The sequence below is a fragment of the Aeromicrobium sp. CF3.5 genome (assembly GCF_051262695.1).
Classification (GTDB): domain Bacteria; phylum Actinomycetota; class Actinomycetes; order Propionibacteriales; family Nocardioidaceae; genus Aeromicrobium.
Window position 1 is genome coordinate 26,987 of sequence record NZ_JBIMEZ010000012.1, and the last position, 23,463, is coordinate 50,449.

At 68.6% G+C, this 23,463-nt stretch carries 20 protein-coding genes; 12 read left to right on the top strand and 8 right to left on the bottom strand.

The annotated features are described in order from the left end of the window. The first annotated feature begins 11 nt into the window (after positions 1–11). The gene (locus ACHAA3_RS15955) at positions 12–482 is read left to right on the top strand and encodes an OsmC family protein (protein WP_435710077.1); all 471 of its coding nucleotides are present in this window, start codon (positions 12–14) and stop codon (positions 480–482) included. 13 nt (positions 483–495) lie between these two features. On the opposite strand, the gene ACHAA3_RS15960 is transcribed toward ACHAA3_RS15955, so the two are convergent. After that, complete coding sequence (locus tag ACHAA3_RS15960; RefSeq protein WP_435710078.1) at positions 496–2,016, bottom strand: glycosyltransferase family 39 protein; 1,521 nt, start codon at positions 2,014–2,016, stop codon at positions 496–498. A 144-nt stretch (positions 2,017–2,160) separates the two neighbouring features. Between ACHAA3_RS15960 and ACHAA3_RS15965 the strand changes: the two genes are divergently transcribed. The 7 genes from ACHAA3_RS15965 (at position 2,161) to ACHAA3_RS15995 (ending at position 11,210) form a co-directional block, all read left to right on the top strand. After that, complete coding sequence (locus tag ACHAA3_RS15965) at positions 2,161–2,883, top strand: histidine phosphatase family protein (protein WP_435710079.1); 723 nt, start codon at positions 2,161–2,163, stop codon at positions 2,881–2,883. A 10-nt stretch (positions 2,884–2,893) separates the two neighbouring features. Then, the gene (locus ACHAA3_RS15970) at positions 2,894–3,457 is read left to right on the top strand and encodes a DUF3090 domain-containing protein (RefSeq protein ID WP_435710080.1); all 564 of its coding nucleotides are present in this window, start codon (positions 2,894–2,896) and stop codon (positions 3,455–3,457) included. Next, entirely contained in the window at positions 3,454–4,215 is a 762-nt protein-coding gene (locus tag ACHAA3_RS15975; protein ID WP_435710081.1) for an SCO1664 family protein, read from the top strand. Before ACHAA3_RS15970 ends, ACHAA3_RS15975 begins: the two co-directional genes overlap by 4 nt. Next, on the top strand, positions 4,215–5,033 hold the full coding sequence (locus ACHAA3_RS15980) for an NAD(P)H-binding protein (protein WP_435710082.1): 819 nt from the start codon (positions 4,215–4,217) through the stop codon (positions 5,031–5,033). Before ACHAA3_RS15975 ends, ACHAA3_RS15980 begins: the two co-directional genes overlap by 1 nt. Further along, positions 5,033–5,797 (top strand): alpha/beta hydrolase family protein, encoded by a 765-nt coding sequence (locus tag ACHAA3_RS15985; protein ID WP_435710083.1) that lies wholly within the window; start codon positions 5,033–5,035, stop codon positions 5,795–5,797. The genes ACHAA3_RS15980 and ACHAA3_RS15985 overlap by 1 nt, the downstream gene beginning before the upstream one ends. A 61-nt stretch (positions 5,798–5,858) precedes the next feature. Further along, the gene (locus ACHAA3_RS15990; RefSeq protein WP_435710084.1) at positions 5,859–7,586 is read left to right on the top strand and encodes a CapA family protein; all 1,728 of its coding nucleotides are present in this window, start codon (positions 5,859–5,861) and stop codon (positions 7,584–7,586) included. A 216-nt stretch (positions 7,587–7,802) separates the two neighbouring features. Continuing rightward, the gene (locus ACHAA3_RS15995) at positions 7,803–11,210 is read left to right on the top strand and encodes a S8 family serine peptidase (RefSeq protein WP_435710085.1); all 3,408 of its coding nucleotides are present in this window, start codon (positions 7,803–7,805) and stop codon (positions 11,208–11,210) included. A 6-nt stretch (positions 11,211–11,216) separates the two neighbouring features. Here ACHAA3_RS15995 and ACHAA3_RS16000 read toward each other — a convergent pair whose 3' ends face one another. From ACHAA3_RS16000 to ACHAA3_RS16020, 5 genes are all read right to left on the bottom strand, one after another. Beyond that, positions 11,217–11,600 carry a hypothetical protein gene (locus ACHAA3_RS16000; protein ID WP_435710086.1) on the bottom strand — a complete coding sequence of 128 codons (384 nt, stop codon included), beginning with the start codon at positions 11,598–11,600 and terminating at the stop codon, positions 11,217–11,219. 52 nt (positions 11,601–11,652) lie between these two features. Beyond that, positions 11,653–12,366 carry a hypothetical protein gene (locus tag ACHAA3_RS16005; RefSeq protein ID WP_435710087.1) on the bottom strand — a complete coding sequence of 238 codons (714 nt, stop codon included), beginning with the start codon at positions 12,364–12,366 and terminating at the stop codon, positions 11,653–11,655. A 2-nt stretch (positions 12,367–12,368) separates the two neighbouring features. Further along, complete coding sequence (locus ACHAA3_RS16010) at positions 12,369–14,627, bottom strand: putative bifunctional diguanylate cyclase/phosphodiesterase (protein WP_435710088.1); 2,259 nt, start codon at positions 14,625–14,627, stop codon at positions 12,369–12,371. Continuing rightward, positions 14,614–15,927 (bottom strand): pyridoxal phosphate-dependent decarboxylase family protein, encoded by a 1,314-nt coding sequence (locus ACHAA3_RS16015; protein ID WP_435710089.1) that lies wholly within the window; start codon positions 15,925–15,927, stop codon positions 14,614–14,616. The genes ACHAA3_RS16010 and ACHAA3_RS16015 overlap by 14 nt, the downstream gene beginning before the upstream one ends. 182 nt (positions 15,928–16,109) lie before the next feature. Beyond that, entirely contained in the window at positions 16,110–17,816 is a 1,707-nt protein-coding gene (locus ACHAA3_RS16020) for an AMP-binding protein (protein WP_435710090.1), read from the bottom strand. Between the two features lie 71 nt (positions 17,817–17,887). On the opposite strand from ACHAA3_RS16020, the gene ACHAA3_RS16025 reads away from it, so the two are divergent. Continuing rightward, positions 17,888–18,316 carry a hypothetical protein gene (locus ACHAA3_RS16025; protein ID WP_435710091.1) on the top strand — a complete coding sequence of 143 codons (429 nt, stop codon included), beginning with the start codon at positions 17,888–17,890 and terminating at the stop codon, positions 18,314–18,316. 30 nt (positions 18,317–18,346) lie between these two features. On the opposite strand, the gene ACHAA3_RS16030 is transcribed toward ACHAA3_RS16025, so the two are convergent. Beyond that, positions 18,347–18,871 (bottom strand): universal stress protein, encoded by a 525-nt coding sequence (locus ACHAA3_RS16030; protein WP_435710092.1) that lies wholly within the window; start codon positions 18,869–18,871, stop codon positions 18,347–18,349. 137 nt (positions 18,872–19,008) lie between these two features. On the opposite strand from ACHAA3_RS16030, the gene ACHAA3_RS16035 reads away from it, so the two are divergent. The 3 genes from ACHAA3_RS16035 to ACHAA3_RS16045 are packed head-to-tail and all read left to right on the top strand — an operon-like array spanning position 19,009 to position 22,379. Next, positions 19,009–19,695 (top strand): ferredoxin--NADP reductase, encoded by a 687-nt coding sequence (locus ACHAA3_RS16035; protein WP_435710093.1) that lies wholly within the window; start codon positions 19,009–19,011, stop codon positions 19,693–19,695. 51 nt (positions 19,696–19,746) lie between these two features. Next, the gene (locus ACHAA3_RS16040) at positions 19,747–22,056 is read left to right on the top strand and encodes a heavy metal translocating P-type ATPase (protein ID WP_435710094.1); all 2,310 of its coding nucleotides are present in this window, start codon (positions 19,747–19,749) and stop codon (positions 22,054–22,056) included. A gap of 29 nt (positions 22,057–22,085) precedes the next feature. Further along, positions 22,086–22,379 carry a metal-sensitive transcriptional regulator gene (locus tag ACHAA3_RS16045; RefSeq protein ID WP_435710095.1) on the top strand — a complete coding sequence of 98 codons (294 nt, stop codon included), beginning with the start codon at positions 22,086–22,088 and terminating at the stop codon, positions 22,377–22,379. Positions 22,380–22,387: 8 nt separating this feature from the next. Here ACHAA3_RS16045 and ACHAA3_RS16050 read toward each other — a convergent pair whose 3' ends face one another. Continuing rightward, the gene (locus ACHAA3_RS16050) at positions 22,388–23,461 is read right to left on the bottom strand and encodes a sodium:calcium antiporter (protein ID WP_435710096.1); all 1,074 of its coding nucleotides are present in this window, start codon (positions 23,459–23,461) and stop codon (positions 22,388–22,390) included. Between the last annotated feature and the right edge of the window lie 2 nt (positions 23,462–23,463).

The window sequence follows — 23,463 nt, forward strand, 5'->3', positions numbered from 1 at the left end:
AGGACTCCCCCATGGTCAAGCAAGTTGTTCCGTTCGTCGTCGATGGCACCGGAACCGGCGTCGCCCAGCAGGTCACGGTCGCTGGCGACAACGCACACGTCTTCCAGGCTGACACCTATCCGGCCTTCGGTGGAGCCGATGCAGCGCCCAGCCCGCTGGCGTACTCCCTCGGCGCGCTGACCGCCTGCCAGCAGATCACCGCGCAGATCGTCGCGAAGGATCTCGGCGTGACCCTGGGCGAGTTCACGTTCTCGGCGCAGGGCGAGCTCGACCCCTCGGTGATGGTGGCCGGCGTGGAGGGCAACTCGAACTTCGATGCCGTGACCGTGACGGTGTCGGTCACGACCGACGCCGACGACGCCACCTTCGACAAGCTCGTCAGCGAGCTGGAACGTCGGTGCCCCGTGACCCAGCTGTTCAAGCGCAGTGGCCTCGACTTCACCTCGACGTGGACCGCCAAGGAGCTCGAGCCGACCGGCTGACGCGGGGCGCCCCTCAGTCGTAGTGCTGCATCTTCGGCCACACGGCGACCCATCCGCCGATGGGGTCCTCGCAGATCGAGATCGGTCGGTTCTGCTCCTCGTTGTCCACGCCGATCGTGTTGTCGAGCCTGCCCGCCAGGCGGCAGGTCGAGAACAGACCCTGGATGCTTGCGAGGGGTGCGCCGATGACGATGGCCGTGTCCGCGACCTCGGGTGGTCGGTCGAGGTAGTAGAGCTCGTTCTGGGCGCTGAAGACCTCGGTGATGCCGTACTGCGGGCCGTACCGTGCCACGGCGCCGGCCTGCCCGTAGTTGTCGGCGATGACCACGGTCCGAGATCGTTGGCTCGGCGCCAGCGTCGCCCGCACTCGCGCGACGTCGCGCACGTACTCGGGCCAGCCGATCTGGTCCTGGGCGATCTGGTTGAAGGCCGGGATCGGGGTGAACTGCAGGTACTGCGCCGGGACCACGGGCAGGGCTATCACCACCGAGATCGCCGCGTTGACGGCGACGCCAGCGACCACCCACCGCCGCCGACTGACCGACCCGTGGCCCATCCACGCGCCCACGGTGACGCATCCGGCCGCGAGGATCGCGCTCATCAGGCCGAGCGAGTAGTAGAACTGCGTGCCGCCGACGAACACGAGCAGCAGCACGACTGGCAGAGCGACTGCGACGAAGCGGACCGGCCGCCACTCCGGTCTGCGCACCAGCGCGACCAGGCCCGCACCCCAGATGGGCACGAGCGGCAGCCCGAGCATCACCAGCAGGATCGGCACGGTCAGCAGTCGGACCTGATCACCGTTGTGCCGCGCCAGAGCATCACCCATGGCCAGCTGCGGCCAGTCGTGCGTCGCCTGGTAGATCAGGTTCGGCGCACCGATGATCAGCGCGACGCCGGCTCCGGCCCACACCCACCGCGAGACGAAGAGCCGCCGAGGTCCCACCATGGCGACCGCGGCGGCCAGACCGAGGACCAGCAGCGCGATCAGCAGCTTGTTGTACATGCTCAGGCCCACGACCAGCCCGACGGCCAACCACCACTGCGGGCGGTGACGGAGCACCGCACGGAGCACGAACAAGATCACCAACGGCCAGACCACCAGGTCGAGAGTCGCCGTCAGGAGCACGCGGGCGAACTCCAGCGGCAGCAGCGAGGTGCCGTAGGCCCACGCGGACAAGGTCTGAGCGGCTCGCCCACCGCCGAGCTCCCGGGCGATCAGGCTCACCACCATGATGGAGACCACCATGAACAGGGTGGCGGGAACGTGCAGCGCCCAGGTCTCGTCCGCGATGGCGCTGAAGGTGCGCGCGATCAGCGGCGTCAGCGGCGGTTGGTCGACATAGCCCCACTGCAGCGGCAGCATCCGAAAGTACAGCTCGTCGCGGTGGTAGCCGTAGGCAGGAGTGGCGATCGTCAGAGCGGCCCCCACGGTGACCATGGCCGCGAGCACCGGGCCGCGCGCCACCGGTGGCAGATCACTCGGGACGTGTGCCTGCCCGCGATCGCGGTCAGAGCGAACGAACACACTCATCCGATCACCAACCACGGCCATCGGTGCCATGCATCGGCGTCTGCGCACCACGGTGGAACCAGCACGACAAGATCGTACGAGAGGCGACCGAGCGTCACCGGCGCAGGTGAGCGGCCCGCGAGGACCCGCCGATAGGCTCGCCCCATGGCCACAGTGATCCTCATCCGCCACGGCCGCACCACCGCGAACGCCAGCGGTGTCCTGGCCGGCCGCACGGCCGGGGTCAAGCTCGACCACCTCGGACGCGACCAGGCCAGGCGTGCGGGCGAACGCCTCGCCTCCGTGCCGTTGGCTGCGATCGTGTCGAGCCCGCTGGAGCGGTGCCGTCAGACGTCGCGCGCCATCGCACGCGAGCAGGTCGAGGATGCACCACCGCTGTCGATCGACAAGGGCATCGTGGAGTGCGACTACGGCGACTGGCAGGGCGGCAAGCTCGCCGACCTCGGCAAGAAGGACCTGTGGAAGGTGGTGCAGTCCCAACCGTCGGCCGTCACGTTCCCCGGCGGTGAGTCGCTGCCAGGCATGCAGGCGCGCTCCGTCGCCGCCATCCGACGCCACGATGCCGCGATCGAGGCCGAGCACGGCTCCCAGGCGGTCTGGGCCGCGGTCAGCCACGGCGACATCATCAAGTCGATCCTGGCCGATGCCCTCGGCATGCACCTCGACCTGTTCCAGCGCATTCACGTCGACCCGGCGTCGATCTCGATCGTCCGGTACGCAGCGGGGCGCACCACCGTCCTGGCCTCCAACACGCACGCGGGCGACCTGTCGTGGCTCAGGCCCAACCGCGACGAGGAATCCGCCTCCGGAGGTGCCCCGATCGGCGGCGGAGCGGGCCCCGGAGCGGAGCCACCGCATCACTCCTAGCATGGATGACATGTCTCCCACCGTCCACGGATTCGACTGGCCCGACCGGTTCGTCATCGACACCGTCGGCGAGCCCGGCGCCCGCACCTTCTTCCTGCAGGCGCGTGCCGGGTCCGACGTCGTCAGCGTCGCCCTCGAGAAGCAGCAGTCGGCCGTGCTCGCCGACAAGATCGAGGAGATCCTCGACCAGCTGATGGCCGAGGACGGCAACCCGTACAGCATCCCGGCGATCGCTCCCGACGCCCTGATCGACCACGACCCGCTCGACGAGCCGGTCCTCGAGCAGTTTCGCGCTGGCGCCATGAGCCTGGGCTGGGACCCGTCCACGGCCCAGATCGTGATCGAGGCCTATCCGGTCAGCGAAGCCGACGCCGAGGCGATGGAGTCGTTCGACCCGGTCGACCTGGAGCCCGAGGAGGTGCTGCAGGTGCGCATCCCGGTCGGGACCGCCCGCGCCTTCGCCAAGCGCACCCGCGAGATCATCGGCTCCGGGCGCCCCACCTGCTCACTGTGCGGTGAGCCCATGGACTCAGCGGTCGACCACGTCTGCACCCTGCCCGACGGCTTCCGGTGACCTCAGCTCCGCTCGAGGGCGAGCTGGAGATCACCGGCCGGATCATGCCGGCCTCCAACGCCACCTTCCTCGGTTCCCTCGCGGGTGAGAGCGTGGTCTACAAGCCGATGTCGGGCGAGCAACCGTTGTGGGACTTTCCCGAGGGTCAGCTGGCCCGCCGCGAGGTGGCTGCCTATGCCGTCTCCGAAACTCTCGGATGGGACACCGTTCCCACGACCTGGATGGGACACGGCCCCCACGGGCCGGGAATGATCCAGCGTTGGTGCGACATCGACCCGTCCCAGGATGCTGTCGACCTCGTGCCGGCCGGCCAGGTCCTCGACGGCTGGCGGCATGTCTTCGACGGCTACGACGGGAGGGACCGCCCCGTCTCCCTGCTGCACGAGGACTCCCCCCAGCTGCGCCACATGGCGGTGTTCGACCTGATCGTCAACAACGCCGATCGCAAGGGCGGACACGTCCTCGCGATGGTCTCGGGCCACCGGTACGGCATCGACCACGGCCTGACCTTTCACCACGAGCACAAGCTGCGCACCATCTTGTGGGGGTGGATGGACGAGCTCCTGACCGACGACGAGATCGACGGTGTGCAGCGGGTGCGCGACCAGATGGCGGGCGATCTCGGCCAGACCCTCGACGACCTGCTGACGGTTCGAGACATCGGCGCTCTCGCGGCCCGGTGCGACCGCATCCTGCGCGATCCACGCTTCCCCGCGCCCCGAGGCGACATGCCACCCATTCCCTGGCCCCCGTTCTGATGCGCCCTTCTGACAGCCTGCTCATCGGCTGTGGCCGGCTCGGATCGGCCGTGGGTCTGCGGCTGGCCGAGCTCGGTCACGACGTGGCAGCGATCCGTCGATCGGCCGATCAGGTTCCCGCTCCCCTGACCCCGGTGGCCGCCGACCTCACCGCGGAATCTCCTGCCCTTCCGCCTCTCGACCTCGGATTCCTCGTCGTGGCCCTGACAGCGCGGCCCCGCACCGAGGAGTCCTACCGAGCCACCTACGTCGATGGGATGCTCCGAGCGCTCGACGCCGTCGAGGCGGCCGGACAGCGGCCCACGCGAGCCGTGCTGGTGTCTTCGACCGGCGTCTTCGGCGACCTCCCTACCGATCCGGTCGCTGATGAGGACACGAGGCCCGGTCCGGTCGACGGGCCGGGCCAGGTGCTCGGCGAGGCCGAACGAGCCTTCATCGATCGGCTCCCGCACGGCACCGTGCTGCGGATGTCAGGTCTGTACGACGGAACAGGGACCCGGTTGCTCGACCAGGTACGCACGGGCCAGGTCAGCGATCCCCATCGCTGGACCAACCGGATTCATCGCCACGATGCGGCCGCTGCCGTCGTGCACCTGTTGACGATGGCCGATACACCCGCATCGCTGTACCTCGGCACCGATGACGAACCCATCCAGCTCGGCGAGGTCCTCACGGCCCTCGCCGCAGCCCACGGCCTTCCCGTTCCCCCCGCCGCCGACCCCACACGCGGCACCGGCAAGCGGTTGTCGAATGCTCGACTCCGCGCCACGGGATGGACCCCGACGTACCCAACCTTTCGCGAAGGATTTGTTCTCTGATGCCTGGCTCCATGTGCACCTTCTCCAACAACCGCGGGCACGAGCTCGCGGCCCGTCTGGAGACCCCCGAAGGGCCCACCGTCGCAGCGGCGATCTTCGCGCACTGCTTCACGTGCTCCAAGGACCTGCGGGTCGAACGACAGCTGATCCGGGCACTGACCGATCAGGGCTTCGCCGTGCTGTCCTTCGACTTTGCCGGCCTGGGCGGCAGCGAGGGCGAGTTCGTGAACTCGACCTTCTCGGCGAATGTCGACGACCTGCGCGCCGCGGCCGACTACCTGACCGACGCTGTCACCGCGCCAGCCCTCCTGGTGGGGCACTCGCTCGGCGGGGCCGCCGTGCTCAGCGTCGCCCCCGACCTGCCCAGCGTGCGAGCCGTGGCCACGATCGGCGCACCGGCTGACCCCGCACACGTCACGCACCTGCTCGAGGGTGATCTCGACCAGATCCACCGAGACGGATCGGCACCGGTGACCATCGGCGGACGTCAGATCACGGTCGGACGTGCCTTCGTCGCGGATCTCGAACGTCACGAGCCAGCCGCGCGGTCCGCCGCATTCCGCGGCGCGACACTGATCATGCACTCGCCGTTCGACGAGCTGGTCGGCATCGACAACGCGGAGATGATCTACGACGCGACGCGGCACCCCAAGAGCTTCGTCTCGCTCGACGACGCCGACCACCTGCTGACCGACGAGGCCGACGCCACCTACGCGGCCACGGTCATCGCGGCCTGGTCCGGACGGTACGTCCGCGCCCGGTAGCCATCTCGCGCCTGCGACCGCTCACCCTGCGGCATTTGGTTGAACTCGCAAGGATGATGGTGTGCCGCGCCGATCCCGCCTCGCCATCGCGGCGACGTGCGCCCTCGCGGCGAGCCTCACCGCCGCCGCTCTCACCGACGTCGGGGGCGACGTGGTCGAACAGGTCACAGCGTTGGGCGAGTCCCCCGCCATGCCGATCTCGAACAGGCCAGCGATCACCCTCGCGTTCGGGGGCGACGTGCACTTCGCGGGCCGCCTCGACGGGGTTCCCGAGCAGAGCGACTCCACTCTCGGGCCGATCTCCGACGTCCTGCGATCGGCCGATCTGGCCATGGTCAATCTGGAGAGCGCCATCACCGACCGCGACCGCACGACCCGCAAGGAGCTGGAGGACCAGGACAACCGCTACTGGTTCAAGACAGGCCCCGAAGCACTCGACGTGATCGACCGATCGGGCGTCGACGTCGTGTCCATGGCCAACAACCACGGGGCTGACTACGGTCTGGCCGGGCTGCGCGACAGCCTTCAGGTGGCCGAGGAAGCCCCCGTCGGGGTCGTCGGCATCGGCCGCGACGACCGCGACGCCTACGCCCCCTTCCGCACCAGCATCGATGGCACCGACATCTCGATCCTGGCCGGGGACGCGTCGCCGCGCGAGAGCGCCTCGGAGATCTGGAGCGCTCGTGCGGGCTCGGGGCCGGGAATCGCCTCGGCTCGAAACGAGCATGCTGCGATGCTGGCAACTGCCGTGCGCCAGGCGCAGGCCGTCGACGACCTGGTGGTCGTGTACCTGCACTGGGGCGATGAGGGAGACGCCTGCTCCACCGAGCCGCAGCACGACCTCGCAGAGCTGCTGACCGAGGCCGGCGCCGACATCATCGTGGGGTCTCACGCCCACACCCCGCTGGGTGCGGGCACCAACGGCGCGGCCTACGTCAGCTATGGCCTGGGCAACTTCTACTGGTACCACGGTCGCGAGTCCGAGACCGGCGTCCTCAAGCTGACCGTGCAGGGCAACCAGGTCGTCGGCGACGAATGGGTGCCGGCGCGGTTCCGCCCCACGGGCGGCGGTCCGCGGCCGCTGCGGGGCGACGCGGCCGAGGAAGCCGTCGATCAGTGGGAGGAGCTCCGCGACTGCACCGATCTGGACGCCGGACCAGGACCCGTCGAGCAGGCGCCCGTCTCGCCCGTCGAGCAGGCAGCCGACCTCCCCGACTTCGTCTCCTCGGTGCGGCGCATCGATGAGTCGGTGCGCGCCAGCATGACCAGCCACGACGAGGGCGTGTGCCCGGTCTCGCTCGCCGACCTCCGCCACGTCCAGGTCAGCTACGTCGGCTTCGACGGGGCGTTGCACCGCGGCGAGCTGGTGCTCGCCGCCGAGGTGGCCGACGACGTCGTCAGCGTGTTCTCCACGCTGTACGAGCAGCGCTTCCCCATCGAGCGCATGCGTCTGGTCGATGAGTACGGCGGCGATGACGACCGATCCATGGCTGCCAACAACACGTCGGGCTACAACTGCCGTCTCGTGGCTGGCACCGACCGGTACTCCAACCATGCCTACGGTCGTGCCGTCGACCTCAATCCCGTGCAGAATCCCTATGTCGTCGGAGGCGACGTGCGCCCACCCGCGGCCGAGGACTTCGTCGACGTCGCCCGCGAGCCCGGTGCCGAACCGCGCCCGGGCGTCATCACCGCCGATGGCATCGTGCGCAGCGAGTTCGACCGCATCGGATGGGCGTGGGGCGGTCTGTTCACCGAGCCGGACTACCAGCACTTCGCCCGCGACTGATCCGGTCCCTGGCATTTTCTCCTCGCCGGCCGTCCTGAGCGCAGTGAAAATTGTTGACGGGGTGGCACATCGTGGGCGTCTGGCGGCACCTCACCTCTGGCGGCATCCTGAGAATTGGTGAAGACTGTGCCCCACTTCACGTCCCACGGGGGGACGCCGGGCTACCGCCCGGACGTAGAGAGGACGCATCACCACATGCGAACACCCAGAACACGCATGCTCCGGAACGGAGCAGTCTCATCCATCGCGCTCGCGCTGGCCGTCGCCACCGCGGCACCTGCCAACGCGGCCGACGAGCCGCAGGCCGAAACGGCCCAGTCGAACATCGAGAAGGCGCCAGAACGCTCCACCCAGAACGACCAGGCGAAGAAAGCCCCCAAGGCCGAGAAGTCCGACAAGCTCGGTCAGGCCGATCGCGTTCTGCTCGCCGACGCGCAGAACGACGGCACCAAACGGGTCACCGTCATGGTCGCCACGCAGCGCAAGCAGACCGCTGCTGTCATCGACTCGCTGGAGTCTGCCGGCGGGTACATCGGCCGCGTCGACGACAAGCTCGGCTACGTGCGTGCGTCGGTGCCGACCGGCAGCGTCGAGAAGGTCGCGAAGATCTCTCGGGTCGAGGCGATCGACCTCGACGAGACCATCCCGATCGACGACCCTCAGCCCGGCAAGGCCTCGAACGGCGGCTCGTCGCCCTCGAAGGCCCCGGGCAAGAAGACACCCGACGCCAACCCGTACCTGCCCACACAGGATCTCGGATCGGTCGACTTCAAGAAGGCGAACAAGAAGTACGACGGCCGCGGCGTGACGATCGGCATCGTCGACTCCGGCGTCGACCTGGACCACCCGTCGCTGCAGAAGACCAGCACCGGTGAGACCAAGATCGTCGACTGGGTCACCGGAACCGACCCGGTCCTCGACGGCGACCCGACCTGGCGGCCCATGCTGACCGAGGTCTCGGCCTCGCCACGGTTCTCCTACTCCTCGCAGAACTGGCGCGCACCCCGCCAGGGCGACTTCACGGTCAGCACGTTCAGCGAGAACATCACCGCGGCCAGCGAGCCGGGCGGCGACATCAACCGTGACGGCGACACCACCGACAAGTTCGGCGTCCTCTACGACACCGAGACCAACGACATCTGGGTCGACTCGAACCAGGACCGTCGCTTCACCCAGGCCGAGCTGATGCGCCCGTACAAGGAGAAGCAGCAGGTCGGCCACTTCGGCAAGGACAAGAAGAACACCGACATCGTCGAGCAGAGCCCGTTCGTCGTGGAGTTCCGCGAAGACGTCAGCCTGGCGCCGTACGGCCTGCCCGGCACCGCCGACTTCGTCAACATCGGCATCGTCGAGAGCGCGCACGGCAGCCACGTCGCCGGCATCGCCGCAGGTAGCTCGCTGTTCGGCGGCGCCATGGACGGTCAGGCGCCCGGCGCGCAGATCGTCTCCTCGCGCGCCTGCACCTGGGGCGGTGGATGCACCGCGGCGGCCCTGCTCGACGGCATGGTCGACCTGGTCACCAACCGTGGCGTCGACGTCGTCAACATGTCGATCGGCGGCCTCCCGGCGCTCAACGATGCCAACAATGCGCGTGCGGAGATCTACGACCGACTGATCGACGACTACGGCGTCCAGCTGTTCATCTCGGCCGGCAACAGCGGCCCGGGCCTGAACACCATCGGCGATCCGTCGGTGGCCGGCCAGGTCGTCAGCGTCGCCTCCTCGATCTCCAAGGAGACCTGGAAGTCCAACTACGGCTCGGTCGTGTCCGCGGCGCAGGCCTTGCATCCGTTCTCCTCGCGCGGTCCGACCGAGTCCGGCGACTTCAAGCCGAACATCTCGGCGCCGGGTTCGGCGATCTCCACGGTCCCGCAGTGGCTCAAGCAGGCCGATCTGGCTGAAGCCGGCTACGAGCTGCCCATCGGTTACGCCATGTTCAACGGCACCTCGATGGCCTCCCCGCAGGCTGCCGGCGCCGCAGCCGTGCTGCTGTCGGGCACCTTCGACCAGGAGATCCCGGTCACGCCCCAGCGTCTGCGCGATGCGCTGTACACCTCGGCGGACCTGTTCGAGGGCGAGTCGGTGGCCGGTCAGGGCACGGGTCTCATGGACGTGCCCGGCGCTTGGGAGCTGCTCCAGAAGAAGGCGGACGTGGCCGACTACACGACCAACGCGCCCGTCTGCACCCCACTGTCGGGCTTCCTCAAGACGCCCAACCGCGGAACGGGTCTGTACAACCGTTGTGCCGCCGGCGACGGCGGACAGGTGATCGGCCGGGCCAAGTCCTACGGCCTGCAGATCACCCGCACGTCCGGCATCGACGCGTCCGTGCGTCACGACGTCCGGGTCGTCGGCGATGACGGCACCTTCCAGGTGCCGCGCACCATCACGCTCGACAAGGGCAAGCGCAGCGTCCTGTCGGTGACCGCCACCACCCAGGAGCAGGGCGCCCACTCGGCCCTCGTCGAGATCGACGATCCGAAGACGCCCGTCGTCGATCACCGCGTCATGGTGACGGTGGTCCAGTCCGATGCTCTCAAGCGTCCGACGTTCTCCACCGAGAACCGAGGCACGGTCGAGCGCAACCGGACGACGTCGTACTTCGTCACGGTTCCCGAGGGCGCCAAGGCGCTGCAGATGAATCTGTCCGGCATCGCGACGCGCAGCCAGACCCGGTTCGTCGCGATCAACCCGTACGGCGTCCCGGTCGACTCGACCGCCTCGACGGCCTGTTACACCAACTACTCCAGCACCTCGGGCTGCAACCCGGTCTCGCGCAACTATGCGGACCCGTTGCCCGGCGTGTGGGAGATCGAGGTCGAGTCGCGCCGCACGTCACCGCTGCTGGAGAATCCGTTCCAGCTGACGGCGACGGCGCAGGGCGTCACCGTCGATCCCGCCACGCAGGACGTCGCCCCGGCAGCCGACGGCGAGGCCATCGATCTGGAGTGGCAGCTGGAGAACGCCTTCGGCCCGGTCACCGTCGAGCCCCGGGGCGGCGACCTCGGCAGTGCGCTGTCCGAGCGCAAGAGCATCGACAACGGCCAGCAGCAGACGTTCGAGGTCGAGGTGCCCGAGGGCGCGTCGACGTTCACCTCGACGATCGGCAGCACGTCCGATGCCGGAGCAGATCTCGACCTGACGGTCCTTGGACCCGATGGCGGGCAGGCAGGTCAGTCCGCCGACGGCGACTCCGAGGAGTCCGTGACGTTGGATGCGCCAGCAGCTGGCACCTACACGGTCGTGATCGACGGATACGCGGTGCCTGCGGGCACCACGGAGTACGACTACCTCGACGTGTTCTACTCCCCCGGCCTCGGATCGCTCGACGTCGACGACACCGCGATCGACCTGGGCCGCGGCGACACCGCCACGGTCTCCGGCTCGCTCACGGCCACCGCGGCACCGTCGGACGGCCGGGTGCTGTTCGGAGAGATGCAGGTCATCTCCTCCGAAGGCGCCGTGCTCGGCAGCGGATCGGTCCGTGTGATCGGTTCGGCACCCGCCGAGCCGACTCCGGAACCGTCGGCGAGCCCCACCCCGGAGCCCACGCCGACGGAGTCGGCCACGCCGTCGGCGCCGGCCTCGGCCCAGCCGCTGGAGGAGGGCGTCAGGACCGAGTGACGCCGATCAGCCGTCGACGATCTCGGTGACCTCGAACACGGGCCCCTGCTGGCACGTGGTCGCGGCGCCGGGATCGGACCGGCCCTTCACGGTGACACGGTCGCCGGGCTCCAGCCCGGCGACCGTTCCTGTCAGCACGTAGGACTGCCCGCTGCTGACCGACAGCACCAGGCAGCGTGCCTCGACCCCGCGCTCGATGCTTCCGGCGAGCTCTTGGGCTCCCGACGGGGGCTTGGCCGTCAGGGTGGGGTCGGGGGCGGTCGGCACGTCCGTGCTCGGCGTGTCCGTGGTGGGGGCCGGGGCCTGCGGCTGCTCAGGATCAGTCGATCCCCCGCAGGCTCCCAGAGCCAGACAGGCCGTGACCACGATTCCCCCGACGAGTGACCTCATGGGCTCAGTGTCTCAGCCGTCGTGCTGAGTCGTCCATGCCCGAGACGTGCGGTCAGGGCGAGGTCGATGATGCGCCGGCCCGGCCGGGCTCCACGGGCTGGCGCCAGGTCCAGTCCGTCGGCAGGGTGATGCCGTCGAGGCCGATGCCCCGGAAGATCAGCCGGTACGCGTCGGGGCTGTGCTGACGTTGCTGCTCGAGACCGCGGCGCAGGTTGCCCCACAGGGGGGTGCTGTTCGGCGAGCCGAGATACTCACCCGGGCTGGTGCCCGGAAGCGGGTGCGTGCTGATGTCGAGTGAGTTCACGAGCTCGCGCACGTGGGAGTCCATGATCATGACGAAGTAGTCGACCTCGTTGACGTACGCGCCGTAGATGATGCCGTGGTACAGCGCCGCGGCGCACAGACCTCCGCGGCCCGATCCCCGCCTCACCGCGATGGTCGAGACGTCCCACGTTCGCGCCGGATCGACGCCGGCGGCCCGGGCGGAACGGAGTCCGTCGACCTCCCAGGGCGGTCGAGCCACGTCATTGAGGGTCTTCAGACCCGCAGGGCCGGGGGTGATGATGCGAGCCGCCGCGGCCGCTTCGCCGTTGCTCTCCAGCACGGCCAGGAACGTGGTGTTGTCCTGGTACGGTCCGTACTCGAACTCGAACTGCTCTACGGTGTTGCCGTAGGTGGCCAGGAACACGTCGGCCTCGCACTCACGTGCAGCGGCCAGCTCCTCGCCCACAGGATTGATCACGAGTCGTAGCGGAGTGTCGGTCATCGTCAGTTTCCCCTGGGGTGCTGGTCGGTCCACGTGGTCATCCATGCCGCGATCTGCCACGCTGGCATGGGCCGCGCAAAATGGTATCCCTGAACGGTGTCAACCTCCATGGCAACCAGAGCATCCAGGTCGGCCACGTCCTCGACGCCCTCCGCCACGATCCGTAGGTCGAGGGCGTGCGCCAGCCCGATCGTCGAGGCCACGATCATCCGGCTGCGCTCGTCCTGGGCAACGTTGCCGATCAAGGTTCGATCGATCTTGAGCTCCTGGACCGGAAGGTTGCGCAGGTAGGTCAAGGAGGAGAATCCCGTCCCGTAGTCGTCGATCGAGATCTGCACCTGGTGGCCCCGCAGCTCGGTCAGCACCTCGCGCGTGCGCTCCGGATCGACCAGGAAGGAGTCCTCGGTCACCTCCAGCACCAGACTGTCCGGCGGCAGGGCCGCTCTCTCGATCGCGGCGTACAGCGAGGGCAGGACGGTGGGCCCCAGCAGTTCTGGCGGAGCACAGTTGATCGCCACGCGGACGTCGAGACCGTCACGCAGGAACCCCGCCAGGTCCTCCACCGCCCGGTCGCAGACGATCTGCGACAGCTGGGCCATCAGACCGGCTCGCCGGGCGGCCGGCAGGAACGAGACCGGACTGATCAGCCCCTCCAAGGGGTGCTGCCACCGCACCAGCGCCTCGAGGCCGGACACCGTCATCGAGGCGATCTCGACCTGCGGTTGGTACCAGACCTCGATCTGTCCGTCCGCGAAGGCACGTCTCAGGTCCTCGGCCATCTGCAGGCGGGACCGCGAGAACTCGTCGAGCTCTCCGTCGTAGAGCGCGACGCCGAGCCCGGAGGACTTGGCCTGGTACATCGCGACGTCGGCCCGGCGCAGCACCTCTCCGTCGCCGGTGTCGGTGGCAGCCGCGACGGTCACTCCGATCGAGCCCGACGGGCTGATCTCGATCCCCTCGATGACGATCGGCTTGGCGAGCTCGACCAGCACGCCGCGGGCCGTCTCGACCAGCTCGATCTCGTTGGTGTTCGTCAGGACGATCGCGAACTCGTCACCGCCCATGCGAGCGATCCGAGCTCGGCCGCCGACCGCCTCGCGCATGCGGATCGCCACCATCTTCAGGACGGTGTCGCCCACGGTGTGTCCCAGGGCGTCGTTGATCTCCTTGAACCCGTCGAGATCGAGCAGCATCAGCGCCATCGGTGCCCGCTCGGCCAGACCCTCCGACAGCCACGCACGCACGGCACGACGATTGGGCAGCTGGGTGAGGTCGTCGGTCTGCGACAGTGCGAAGGCCTCGTTGGCGCGGTTCGCGTCGCGCAGGGCCAGGGCCAGTCGAGCAGATGCTGCAGCGAGGGTGAGCACCGCCGGTGGCTTGACGAACACCGCGAGCGTCGCATCGGTGGGGACCAGCAGGACCAGCAGGGCAAGCAGGCCGGCCCCGACCAGTCCGACCGTGCCGCCCGACCGCGGCACCGCATGGATCGTGGACTGCAGAGGTCGACAGGCCGCTGCCGTCAGAAGGGTGAACGCGGCACCCCACAGGGCGTAGCTGACACTGCCGAAGTCATAGGTCGTGGCGGAAACCACCGCCGCAAAGGCCGAGTCCGCGCCGGCCAGGAGCAGAAAGCTCACGCCCAGCATCGCCGACGTGATCCGATCGGTCCGCAGCTGCAAGATTGCCTGCCCCAGCACCACCAACGCCAGGATCACGTCGGCCAGTGGGTAGGTGAACGCCAGCAGCAGCGACGTGCGCTCCTGGCCGGAGACTGACAGCAGAGGTGTAACCAGCAGCAGCGAGGCGAGGCAGACTATTCCGCCACAGATGATCACCAGGTCCAGCCAGACGCGGGCCGGACGGGAGGCACGTCGTTCCAGGTCGAGCAGGAGGAACCCGACCAGGCCGAGGTAGGACACCAGGAACAACCACTCTCCTGAGGCAGGGAACTCCTCCGCGCCACCGACACCCCCCGAAGAGTTGACCGAGATCGATCCCATCGCCCAGGTCACCACCGCGAACATCAGGACGAGCATCGGCACACGACGCCCCGCAGTGGCGATCGCAACACACGCCAGTCGGCCCAGCACCGACACGAAGAACACGGTCAGGACGATCAACAGTGCAATCGTTCGCAGGCCAGTTCCCATGGGGACGAAGTGGTTGACGACCAGCCCCACCGCGATCACGACCCACGGGATCGGCGCCAGCACCGCCTGGACCCTTCCGAGAAGGGCGCGGTCCTGCTCAGTCGCGGGCATCGGACCAGAGACTGTCCAGGACGAGGTCCACGTCGTCGACCGACGTCAGGGGGTTGACGAAGCACAGACGCAGCACCGTCTCGTCGTCGAAGGTCGTCGGCGTCACCAGGGCCAGACCTCTGGCCTGGGCAGCCGCGGACCACCGCGCATAGTCCTGCGCGTTCCAACCGTGGCGCCGGAACAGCACGACGGACAGACACGGATCAGTCACCACGTCGAGGTGAGCGGCCGCGTCGATCTCCTTCGCCGCGTAGGCGGCGACATCGATGCACCGCTCGACGGCCGCCGCGTACGCATCGGTGCCGTTGGCCACCAACGAGAACCACATCGGCAGACCTCGAGCGCGCCGCGTGAGGTGCGCCGCGTAGTCGGACGGATTGTCAAAGTCCAGCACTGCGTCGAGATAGGCAGCGCTCTGCCGGTGCGCGGCACGGGCATGGACCGGATCTCGGTAGAGCACCGCAGCGCAGTCGAAGGGCGTGAAGAGCCACTTGTGCGGATCGATGGTGATCGAGTCGGCACGCGCGATGCCGTCGAAGGTGTGTCGCTGCCCTGGCACCAGCAGCGCCGCTCCGCCGTAGGCGGCGTCGACGTGCAGCCAGATCCCGAGCACCTCGCAGCAGTCGGCGATCTCATCCAGCGCGTCGACCGCACCGGTGTTCGTGGCGCCTGCGTTGGCCACGACGGCGACCACGTCCCGGTCGTCGAGGGTGTCCAGCACGTCCATCAGCTCATCGCCGCCCAGGGGCCGGTCGACCCGACCGGCCTGAACCACCGTGCACCCCATGATGGCGGCGGCTGCCTGGATCGAGGAGTGGGCCGAGGCACTGGCCACGATCACCTTCGGGATCGCACTCTCCTGCGCCACCCAACCGTGCCGGGCTGCGACGAGGGCGCTGAGATTGGCCAGCGAACCACCACTGACGAACACCCCGTGCGCGGACTCCGGATAACCGAAGATGTCACACAACCACCTCATCGCGGCCCGCTCCGCCGCCACGACGTCACCCGCCTCGAGCTCGCTCCCCCCGTAGACGGCGGCAGCCGACAGGGCGACATCAGCGATGATGGCAGCCGGCGTCGGCGCTCCCCCGACAAAGGCCAGATAGCGCGGGTGGTCGGTCGGGAAGCTGGTTGGGAGCAGCCGATCGCGCAGCGCGGCCCACGTCGACCTGATGCCCAGACCCAGCCTGGTCACCTCCGGCAGAGGCGTGACCCGCCCAGGTCGCACCGGAATCGGCTCGGTGCGACGGTCCACCACCCAGTGCGCGACGTCGTTCAGGACCACACGATCCTGCAACGCGAAATCGTGCACTCCCGGCCCATCGATCGTCGAAACAGAGTAGATAACGAACTCCACCGGTGCTGCATGACGCAGTCCGTGTGGCGCCCCCCGGTCGCTGCACCATGTTAACCCGGGCCGATGGCCCGATCGCGGAGCGCTACCGGGCCCGTCGCTACTGATCTCGACCGGGCCCGTCGCTACTGATCTCGACCGTCGCTATCCCGGTACTCCCCCTCGACGCGCGCTGCCGAGATCTCGATCTCGCGCTCGCGCAGCTCGACGCGTCGGATCTTGCCCGAGATGGTCTTGGGCAGATCCGCGAACTCGAGGCGACGCACGCGCAGGTAGGGCGGCAGGTGCTCGCGCGCGTAGGACAGGATCGAGGCGGCCGTCTCGGCGTTGGCCTCGTACCCGGGCGCCACCACGACGTACGCCTTCGGGACCGCCAGTCGAACCTCGTCGGGCGCCGGCACGATCGCGGCCTCCGCGACGGCCGGGTGCTCGATCAGCACCGACTCGAGCTCGAACGGGCTCACCTTGTAGTCACTGGCCTTGAAGACGTCATCGGTCCGACCGACGTAGGTGATGTAGCCCTCGACATCGCGTTCCGCGACGTCCCCAGTGTGGTAGAAACCACCAGCCATCGCTGCTGCGTTGCGTTCGTCATCGCCCCGGTAACCGGTCATCAGGGTGTACGGACGATGGTCGAGATCCAAGCAGATCTCTCCCTCGCCGGGACCATCGATCACGACGCCTGACACCGGATCGACCAGGACGACCGGAACCCCCGGCAGAGGCCGACCCATCGATCCGGCCTTGACCGGTTGCCCCGGGCAGTTCGCGACGGCGGCCGTCATCTCGGTCTGGCCGAATCCATCACGGATGGTCAGCCCCCACGCCCGCTCGACCTGGCTGATCACCTCGGGATTGAGGGGTTCCCCAGCACCGATCGCCTCCCGCAGAGCGGTCGGCCTGGCACCGAGGTCGGACGTGATCAGCATGCGCCAGACCGTTGGCGGTCCACAGAACGTGGTGACGGACTCGCGCTCGAGCTGCTCGACCAACGCGGCCGGGTCGAAGCGCGTGTAGTTGTAGACGAACACCGTGGCCTCGGCCAACCACGGAGCGAAGAAGTTCGACCAGGCGTGCTTGGCCCATCCCGGGCTCGAGATGTTCAGGTGGACATCGCCCGGCTGCAGTCCCAGCCAGTACATCGTCGACAAGTGGCCCACGGGGTAGGTCGTGTGAGTGTGCTCGACCAGCTTGGGCCGGTTCGTCGTGCCGCTGGTGAAGTACAGCAGGACCCGGTCGTCGCTGGCGTTGTGCGGATGAGGAACCGGCACCGCCTCGGCGTCGAATGCGTCCTCGTAGCGCACCCAACTGTCCGGTGCGGCGGCATCGGTCGCGACGCAGATGCGCGCGTATGCCCCGGGCACCGCGTCGAACTTGTCCGTGTCAGCGGCCGCGCAGACCACGGCACCAGCCGCCCCACGCTCCATGCGGTCGATCAGGTCGGCCGTGCCCACGGCGGTCGTGGTGGGCATCACCACGGCACCCAGCTTGATCACCGCGAGCATCGTGTCCCACAGCTCCACCTGGTTGCCCAGCATCACGATGACGCTCGTTCCGGCCTCGACGCCCTGCTCGGCGAGCAGCTTCGCGACCTGGTCAGAACGTGTCGCCATGTCGTCGAAGGTGAACGAGCTGCGTGTGCCGTCGGTCTCGCTGATCACCAGTGCCGACTGGTCGTTGCCTCGGGCGAACGGATCGAACCAGTCGTGCGCAAAGTTGAACCGGTCCCCCACGTCGGGCCATCGGAAGGTTCGGACGGCCTCCTCGTAGGAGGTGCGCAGGTCCAGCAGAAGGTCACGCGCGTCGCGCAGCGCATCGGTTGCGGCAGTCATCGATCCATCATGGACCCCGGACCTGTGGACAGCCAGCAGCGACGCAGTTCACATCGGCCGAGGCTGACGTCATGCAGACACCCCTGAAACCCATCCGAACCCTCGAGGACCTCACCGCGGCCTGGACCGTCATCGACGGTGGCTTCGGCTACAGCGCCCCGCAGATCTTCATCCTCGTCATCGAAGTTGACGGCACCATCACACCCACCATCATCCAGATCTACGACGCCGAGATCGGCGGTGAGCCCGAGGGCGCGCTGCTGGCCAGCATGGTGGAGCGGCTCGCCGAGGTCATAGACCTCCAGGCGCCCGACGGCTCGGTGGCCGTCATGAAGGCTCGCCCCGGTCCGGCGACCCTCACCCGCCTCGACCAGCGATGGCTGCGCGAACTGCACGCACACCTGGTGTCCGCGCCGTTCTCCAGCCACCGTCTGTTCTTCGCCTGCGACGTCGGCGTCGGTCCGGTTCCACCCGACGAGCTGCTGGGAGCGACGGCGTAGGACGTCACCCGGGACTCGTGCAGCGATCTCCTACCGGTCGAGCTTGAGCTCGCTGGCCAGCGCAGCATCCAGCTCGGACTCGCGCGGGGCCTGCGGTGACGCCGCGAGCCTGGTGTCCGGATTGACCACCAGGACGGGGCACTGCGCGTGTCGGACGACCTGATCGCTGACCGATCCGAGCACCAGCTGCGCGAACCCGCCCCGGCCACGACGACCCACCACGATCAGGTCCGCGGACTCCGAGGCCGCGATCAGCTGCTCCGCCGCATTGCCATGGGTCACCGCGGTGTCGATCCGCACCTGTGGGTGGGCCGCACGCAGGTCGGCGACGTCCGCGTCGAGCGCCTCGAGCGTCGATGCGGCGAAGTCCTCCAACGGCGGGACGTAGCCGGGAGACGCCGTGCGCGGCCGCGGTGCGGTGGCAATCGCCCAGGCACGCACGACCGTCACATGGGTCTGGAGCGCGGCGGCGAGGCGTACTGCATCGTCGAGCGCCCGCTGGGCGTTCGCGGATCCGTCGTGCGCCGCGAGAACGCCGCCGTCGAGCTCGATCATGGGTGACTCCATTCGGTGTCCAGCAAGAAGTCGCCGGCTCTCCTCCACACTAGGCCACGCAGCGGATCGCCTCGGCGGCCAGACGTCCCGATGATCGCTCCCGAAGGTCCCGGCACACGCTGTGCGAGGCTGGCCCGGTGCCGCATCAGTACGTCGATCTCGAGCTGACCGTCAAGCAGGTGCGGGCCGAGACGCCCCAGCACCTCAGCGTGATCTACGAGCGGCCGCGCGGATTCGACTACGAGCCCGGTGACTGGGTCGACCTGGCGTTGGGGGTCGAGCTGCGCGGCGGCCGGACGTACTCGCTGTCCTCCGCGCCCACCGAGCCTGACCTGATGATCACGTTCAAGGAGGGTCTCAGCGAGTTCAAGCGTGCCCTGGCCGGGTCCGCTCCGGGCGACACCGCCCGCATCACTGCCTACGGCAATGACTACGAGTTCCACCTCGCCGAGCACCGCGACAGCGTCCTTATCGCTGGCGGCGTGGGCGTGGCGCCCTTTCGCAGCATGATCAAGCAGATGCGGGACACCAACGGCTCGGGATCGGTGCAGCTGGTCTACCTGAACCAGACCGACGCCTTCTTGTTCGCCGAGGAGCTCGACGCGTGGCAGCGCGAGCTCGATGATGTCGTGGTCCACCACCTGGTGACCAAGGGGCTGTCACGCAAGAAACGGGAGGCCGCGCTGCGCGACATCATCTCCGTCGACGCGCACCACTACTTCATCGCCGGACCCGAGGGGATGATCGAGTCCACCGAGGCCCTGCTGGACACGATGGGCGTGGATCACGACGACATTCGCATCGACATCTTCGACGGTTACTGACCCGACAGGGTCGGGTTTGGATACCCCCCAGGGGTAACGTACAGTGGTCACATGAGCACTCACACCGATCCCGTGTGCGGCATGACCGTGGACCCGTCCGGACCCCTGCACGCTGAACATGACGGCACGACCCATCACTTCTGCTCCGAGCACTGTCAGGCGAAGTTCGCGACAGATCCCGAGCAGTACGTCGGGGAACCGACGAGTCGTCCCGACGAGATGGACCCGTCCGACATCGCCGAGTACACCTGCCCGATGCACCCGGAGATCCGCCAGGCCGGTGCCGGATCGTGTCCGATCTGCGGCATGGCGCTCGAGCCGGTCCTCATCACCGCGGACGCCGGCCCCAATGCCGAGCTCGTCGACATGACGCGCCGGTTCTGGTTCGGCCTGGCGCTGACGCTTCCCGTGTTCCTCCTGGAGATGGGGGGGCATCTCTTCTCCTGGGTGCACGACCTGGTTCCGTCCTCGACCTCGGTGTGGATCCAGCTCGTGCTGGCCACCCCGGTGGTGCTGTGGGCCGGATGGCCGTTCTTCGTTCGCGGATGGGCCTCGGTCCGAACCCGCAACCTGAACATGTTCACGCTCATCGCGCTCGGCACCGGTGTCGCCTGGGTCTACAGCGTCATCGCCACCGTGGCCCCGGGCATCTTCCCGGACTCCTTCCGCGAGAGCGACGGCATGGCGAGCGGGACGGTCGACGTCTACTTCGAGGCCGCCGCCGTGATCACCGTGCTGGTGCTCCTAGGACAGGTGCTGGAGCTGCGCGCCCGTGACCAGACCTCAGGTGCCATCCGCGCGCTGCTCGACCTGACCCCCAAGACGGCCATTCGCGTGAACGCCGACGGCACGGACGAGGAGATCGGCCTGGAGGACGTGCAGATCGACGACCGACTGCGGGTCCGACCCGGCGAGCGAGTCCCGGTCGACGGCACCGTCGAGGACGGGCGCTCGACCGTCGACGAGTCCTTGGTCACCGGCGAGTCGATGCCCGTCACCAAGACGACCGGCGACGCTGTCATCGGCGGCACCATCAACTCCAGCGGCGGACTGGTCATGCGCGCCGAGAAGATCGGCCGCGACACGATGCTGGCCCAGATCGTGGCCATGGTCGCCGACGCCCAGCGCTCCCGCGCACCGATCCAGCGCGTGGCCGACCGCGTCGCCGGCCTCTTCGTCCCCATCGTCCTGGCCGTCGCTGTCGTCGCGTTCGTGGTCTGGGCGCTGGCCGGGCCCGAGCCGCGGCTGCCCCATGCCCTCATCGCGGCCGTGGCCGTGCTGATCATCGCCTGCCCGTGCGCACTCGGGCTCGCCACGCCCATGTCGATCATGGTCGGCGTCGGGCGCGGCGCCGACCTCGGTGTGCTCGTCAAGAACGCCGAGTCGCTCGAGGTCATGGAGAAGGTCGACACCCTCGTCGTCGACAAGACCGGCACCCTGACCGAGGGCCGGCCCTCGGTCACCAGCACGGTGCCAGCCGCAGGCTTCGACGCGACGGAGAACCTGCGCCTTGCGGCCGGAGTCGAACGTGCCTCCGAGCATCCTTTGGGACTCGCCATCGTCGAGGCCGCGCACGCCGAGGCGATCGCCATCCCCGACGTGCAGGACTTCGACTCCCCCGTGGGCCGTGGTGCACAGGGAACCGTCGAGGGCCACGACGTCGTCCTGGGCAGCGCGAACTTCTTGGCCTCCCACGGAATCGACACCGCTGATCTCGACGTGGAGGCCGATCAGCTGCGCACCGACGGCGCAACTGTCATCCATCTCGGCATCGACGGCCACCTGGGCGGCATCTTCGCCATCGCCGATCCACTCAAGGCGACCACCGCAGACGCCCTGGCCGCGCTGCGCGCCGAGGGCGTCGAGGTCGTCATGCTCACCGGCGACAACCGCGTCACGGCCGAGGCGATCGGACGTCAGCTCGGCATCGATCGCGTCGAGGCGCAGGTGCTCCCGGACCACAAGAGCGACATCGTCACGGCGCTGCGCAGCGAGGGCCGCGTCGTGGCCATGGCGGGCGACGGAGTCAACGATGCGCCGGCCCTCGCCGCGGCCGACGTCGGCCTGGCCATGGGATCGGGCACGGACGTGGCGATGGAGAGCGCTGGCATCACCCTGCTCGGGGGCGACCTGATGGGCATCGTGCGCGCCCGACAGCTCTCCGAGAAGACGATGAGCAACATCCGCCAGAACCTGGTCTTCGCGTTCGTCTACAACGCCGCGGGCATCCCGATCGCGGCCGGCGTGCTGTACCCGACGTTCGGGCTGCTGCTCTCCCCCATGATCTCGGCGGCCGCCATGGCACTGTCGTCGGTCAGCGTCATCGGCAACGCCCTGCGCCTGCGCCACCAACACCTCTGACCCTCTACCCGAGATGACATCATCTGCTCATGGCTGACACCGTGCCCGGCTACATCGACCACAAGACCGCCCATCTCAAGCGCCTGCGTCGCGTCGAGGGCCAGGTGCGCGGACTGCACCGCATGGTCGAGGAGGAGACCTACTGCATCGACGTGCTCACCCAGATCTCCGCGGCGACCCGAGCCCTCGAGGCGGTCGCGCTCGCGCTCCTGGAGGAGCACCTGCAGCACTGCGTCACCGACGCGGTGCGCGCGGGCGGCGACGAGGCCGACGCCAAGATCAAGGAGGCCTCGGCGGCCATCGCCCGACTCGTCCGCTCCTAGAGCTTCGGTCACACGGTCAGGACGAGCCCCACGGCAAAGGCCACGTAGAAGCCGCCGGCAACCAGCAGCTTGCTTGCCGTGAAGGTGTGCCGCCGCAGGACCCACCACAGGTAGGTGACGGAGGCCAGCGTCGCGATGCCGGCCAGCAGAAGTGGGGTGTCGAACCTCCACGGCGTCAAGCCGATGCCGATCGCCGAGGGGACGGTCGCCTGGATCATCATCGCGCCGGAGATGTTGCCCAGCGCCAGGTTCGCCTTGCCCTGCCGCACCCAGATGATCGCGTTCATCACCTCGGGCAGCTCGGTCGCGATGGGAGACAGCAGCAGCGCGACCACGACGGCCGGCAGACCGAGCGCCGGACCAGCCCACTCGAGCTGACGGACGAACACCTGCGATGCCCCGAAGATCACGACCAGCGCACCAATCGTCTGGGCCCAGACGGCCACCGCCGACGGGTTGGCGCTCCGCGGGGTCAGCTTGAGTGGATCGAGTCCCTCGGCCGAGGCATCCTCGCCGTCGCCGGACATCTCGCGGTAGAAGTAGATGCCGTACACGACGAGGAAGATCAGACCGAGCCACGGCTTGATCGCGAAGGCGACGAGTCCGAGGGCAACCTTGAACACGAAGGCACTCAGGAACCACACCTGGTCGCGCGCCAGGCGCGCGGTGTCGATCCCGTCGGTGATGCGAAGGTCCCGGCTGGGCGACGCCGAGCCGGTCGATTCTGCGTCGGTGGACTGCGCGTCGTAGGTGCCGGCGGCGATCGCCTGCTTGGTCCTGGCGCGGTGGCGCACCAGGAGCATCGCGCCTGTCACGGCGTAGGCGATGGTGCCGACCACCAGCGGTCCGCCCATCGCGGCGCCGACGGCGATGTCGTCGCCGCTCTCCTCGCTGCCGAACAGGACAGCCATGAGAGTGACGACCGATTCGGGCAGCGCAGTGCCTGCCGCCGCGAGGATCGTGCCGACGGCCACGCCGCCGACCTTCAGGCGCACGCCGAGCCACTCGATGGCGTTGACGAACCACTCGCACGAGAAGTAGATCGCCACGGCGCAGACGACGAGCAAGATGATGTGAACCACCC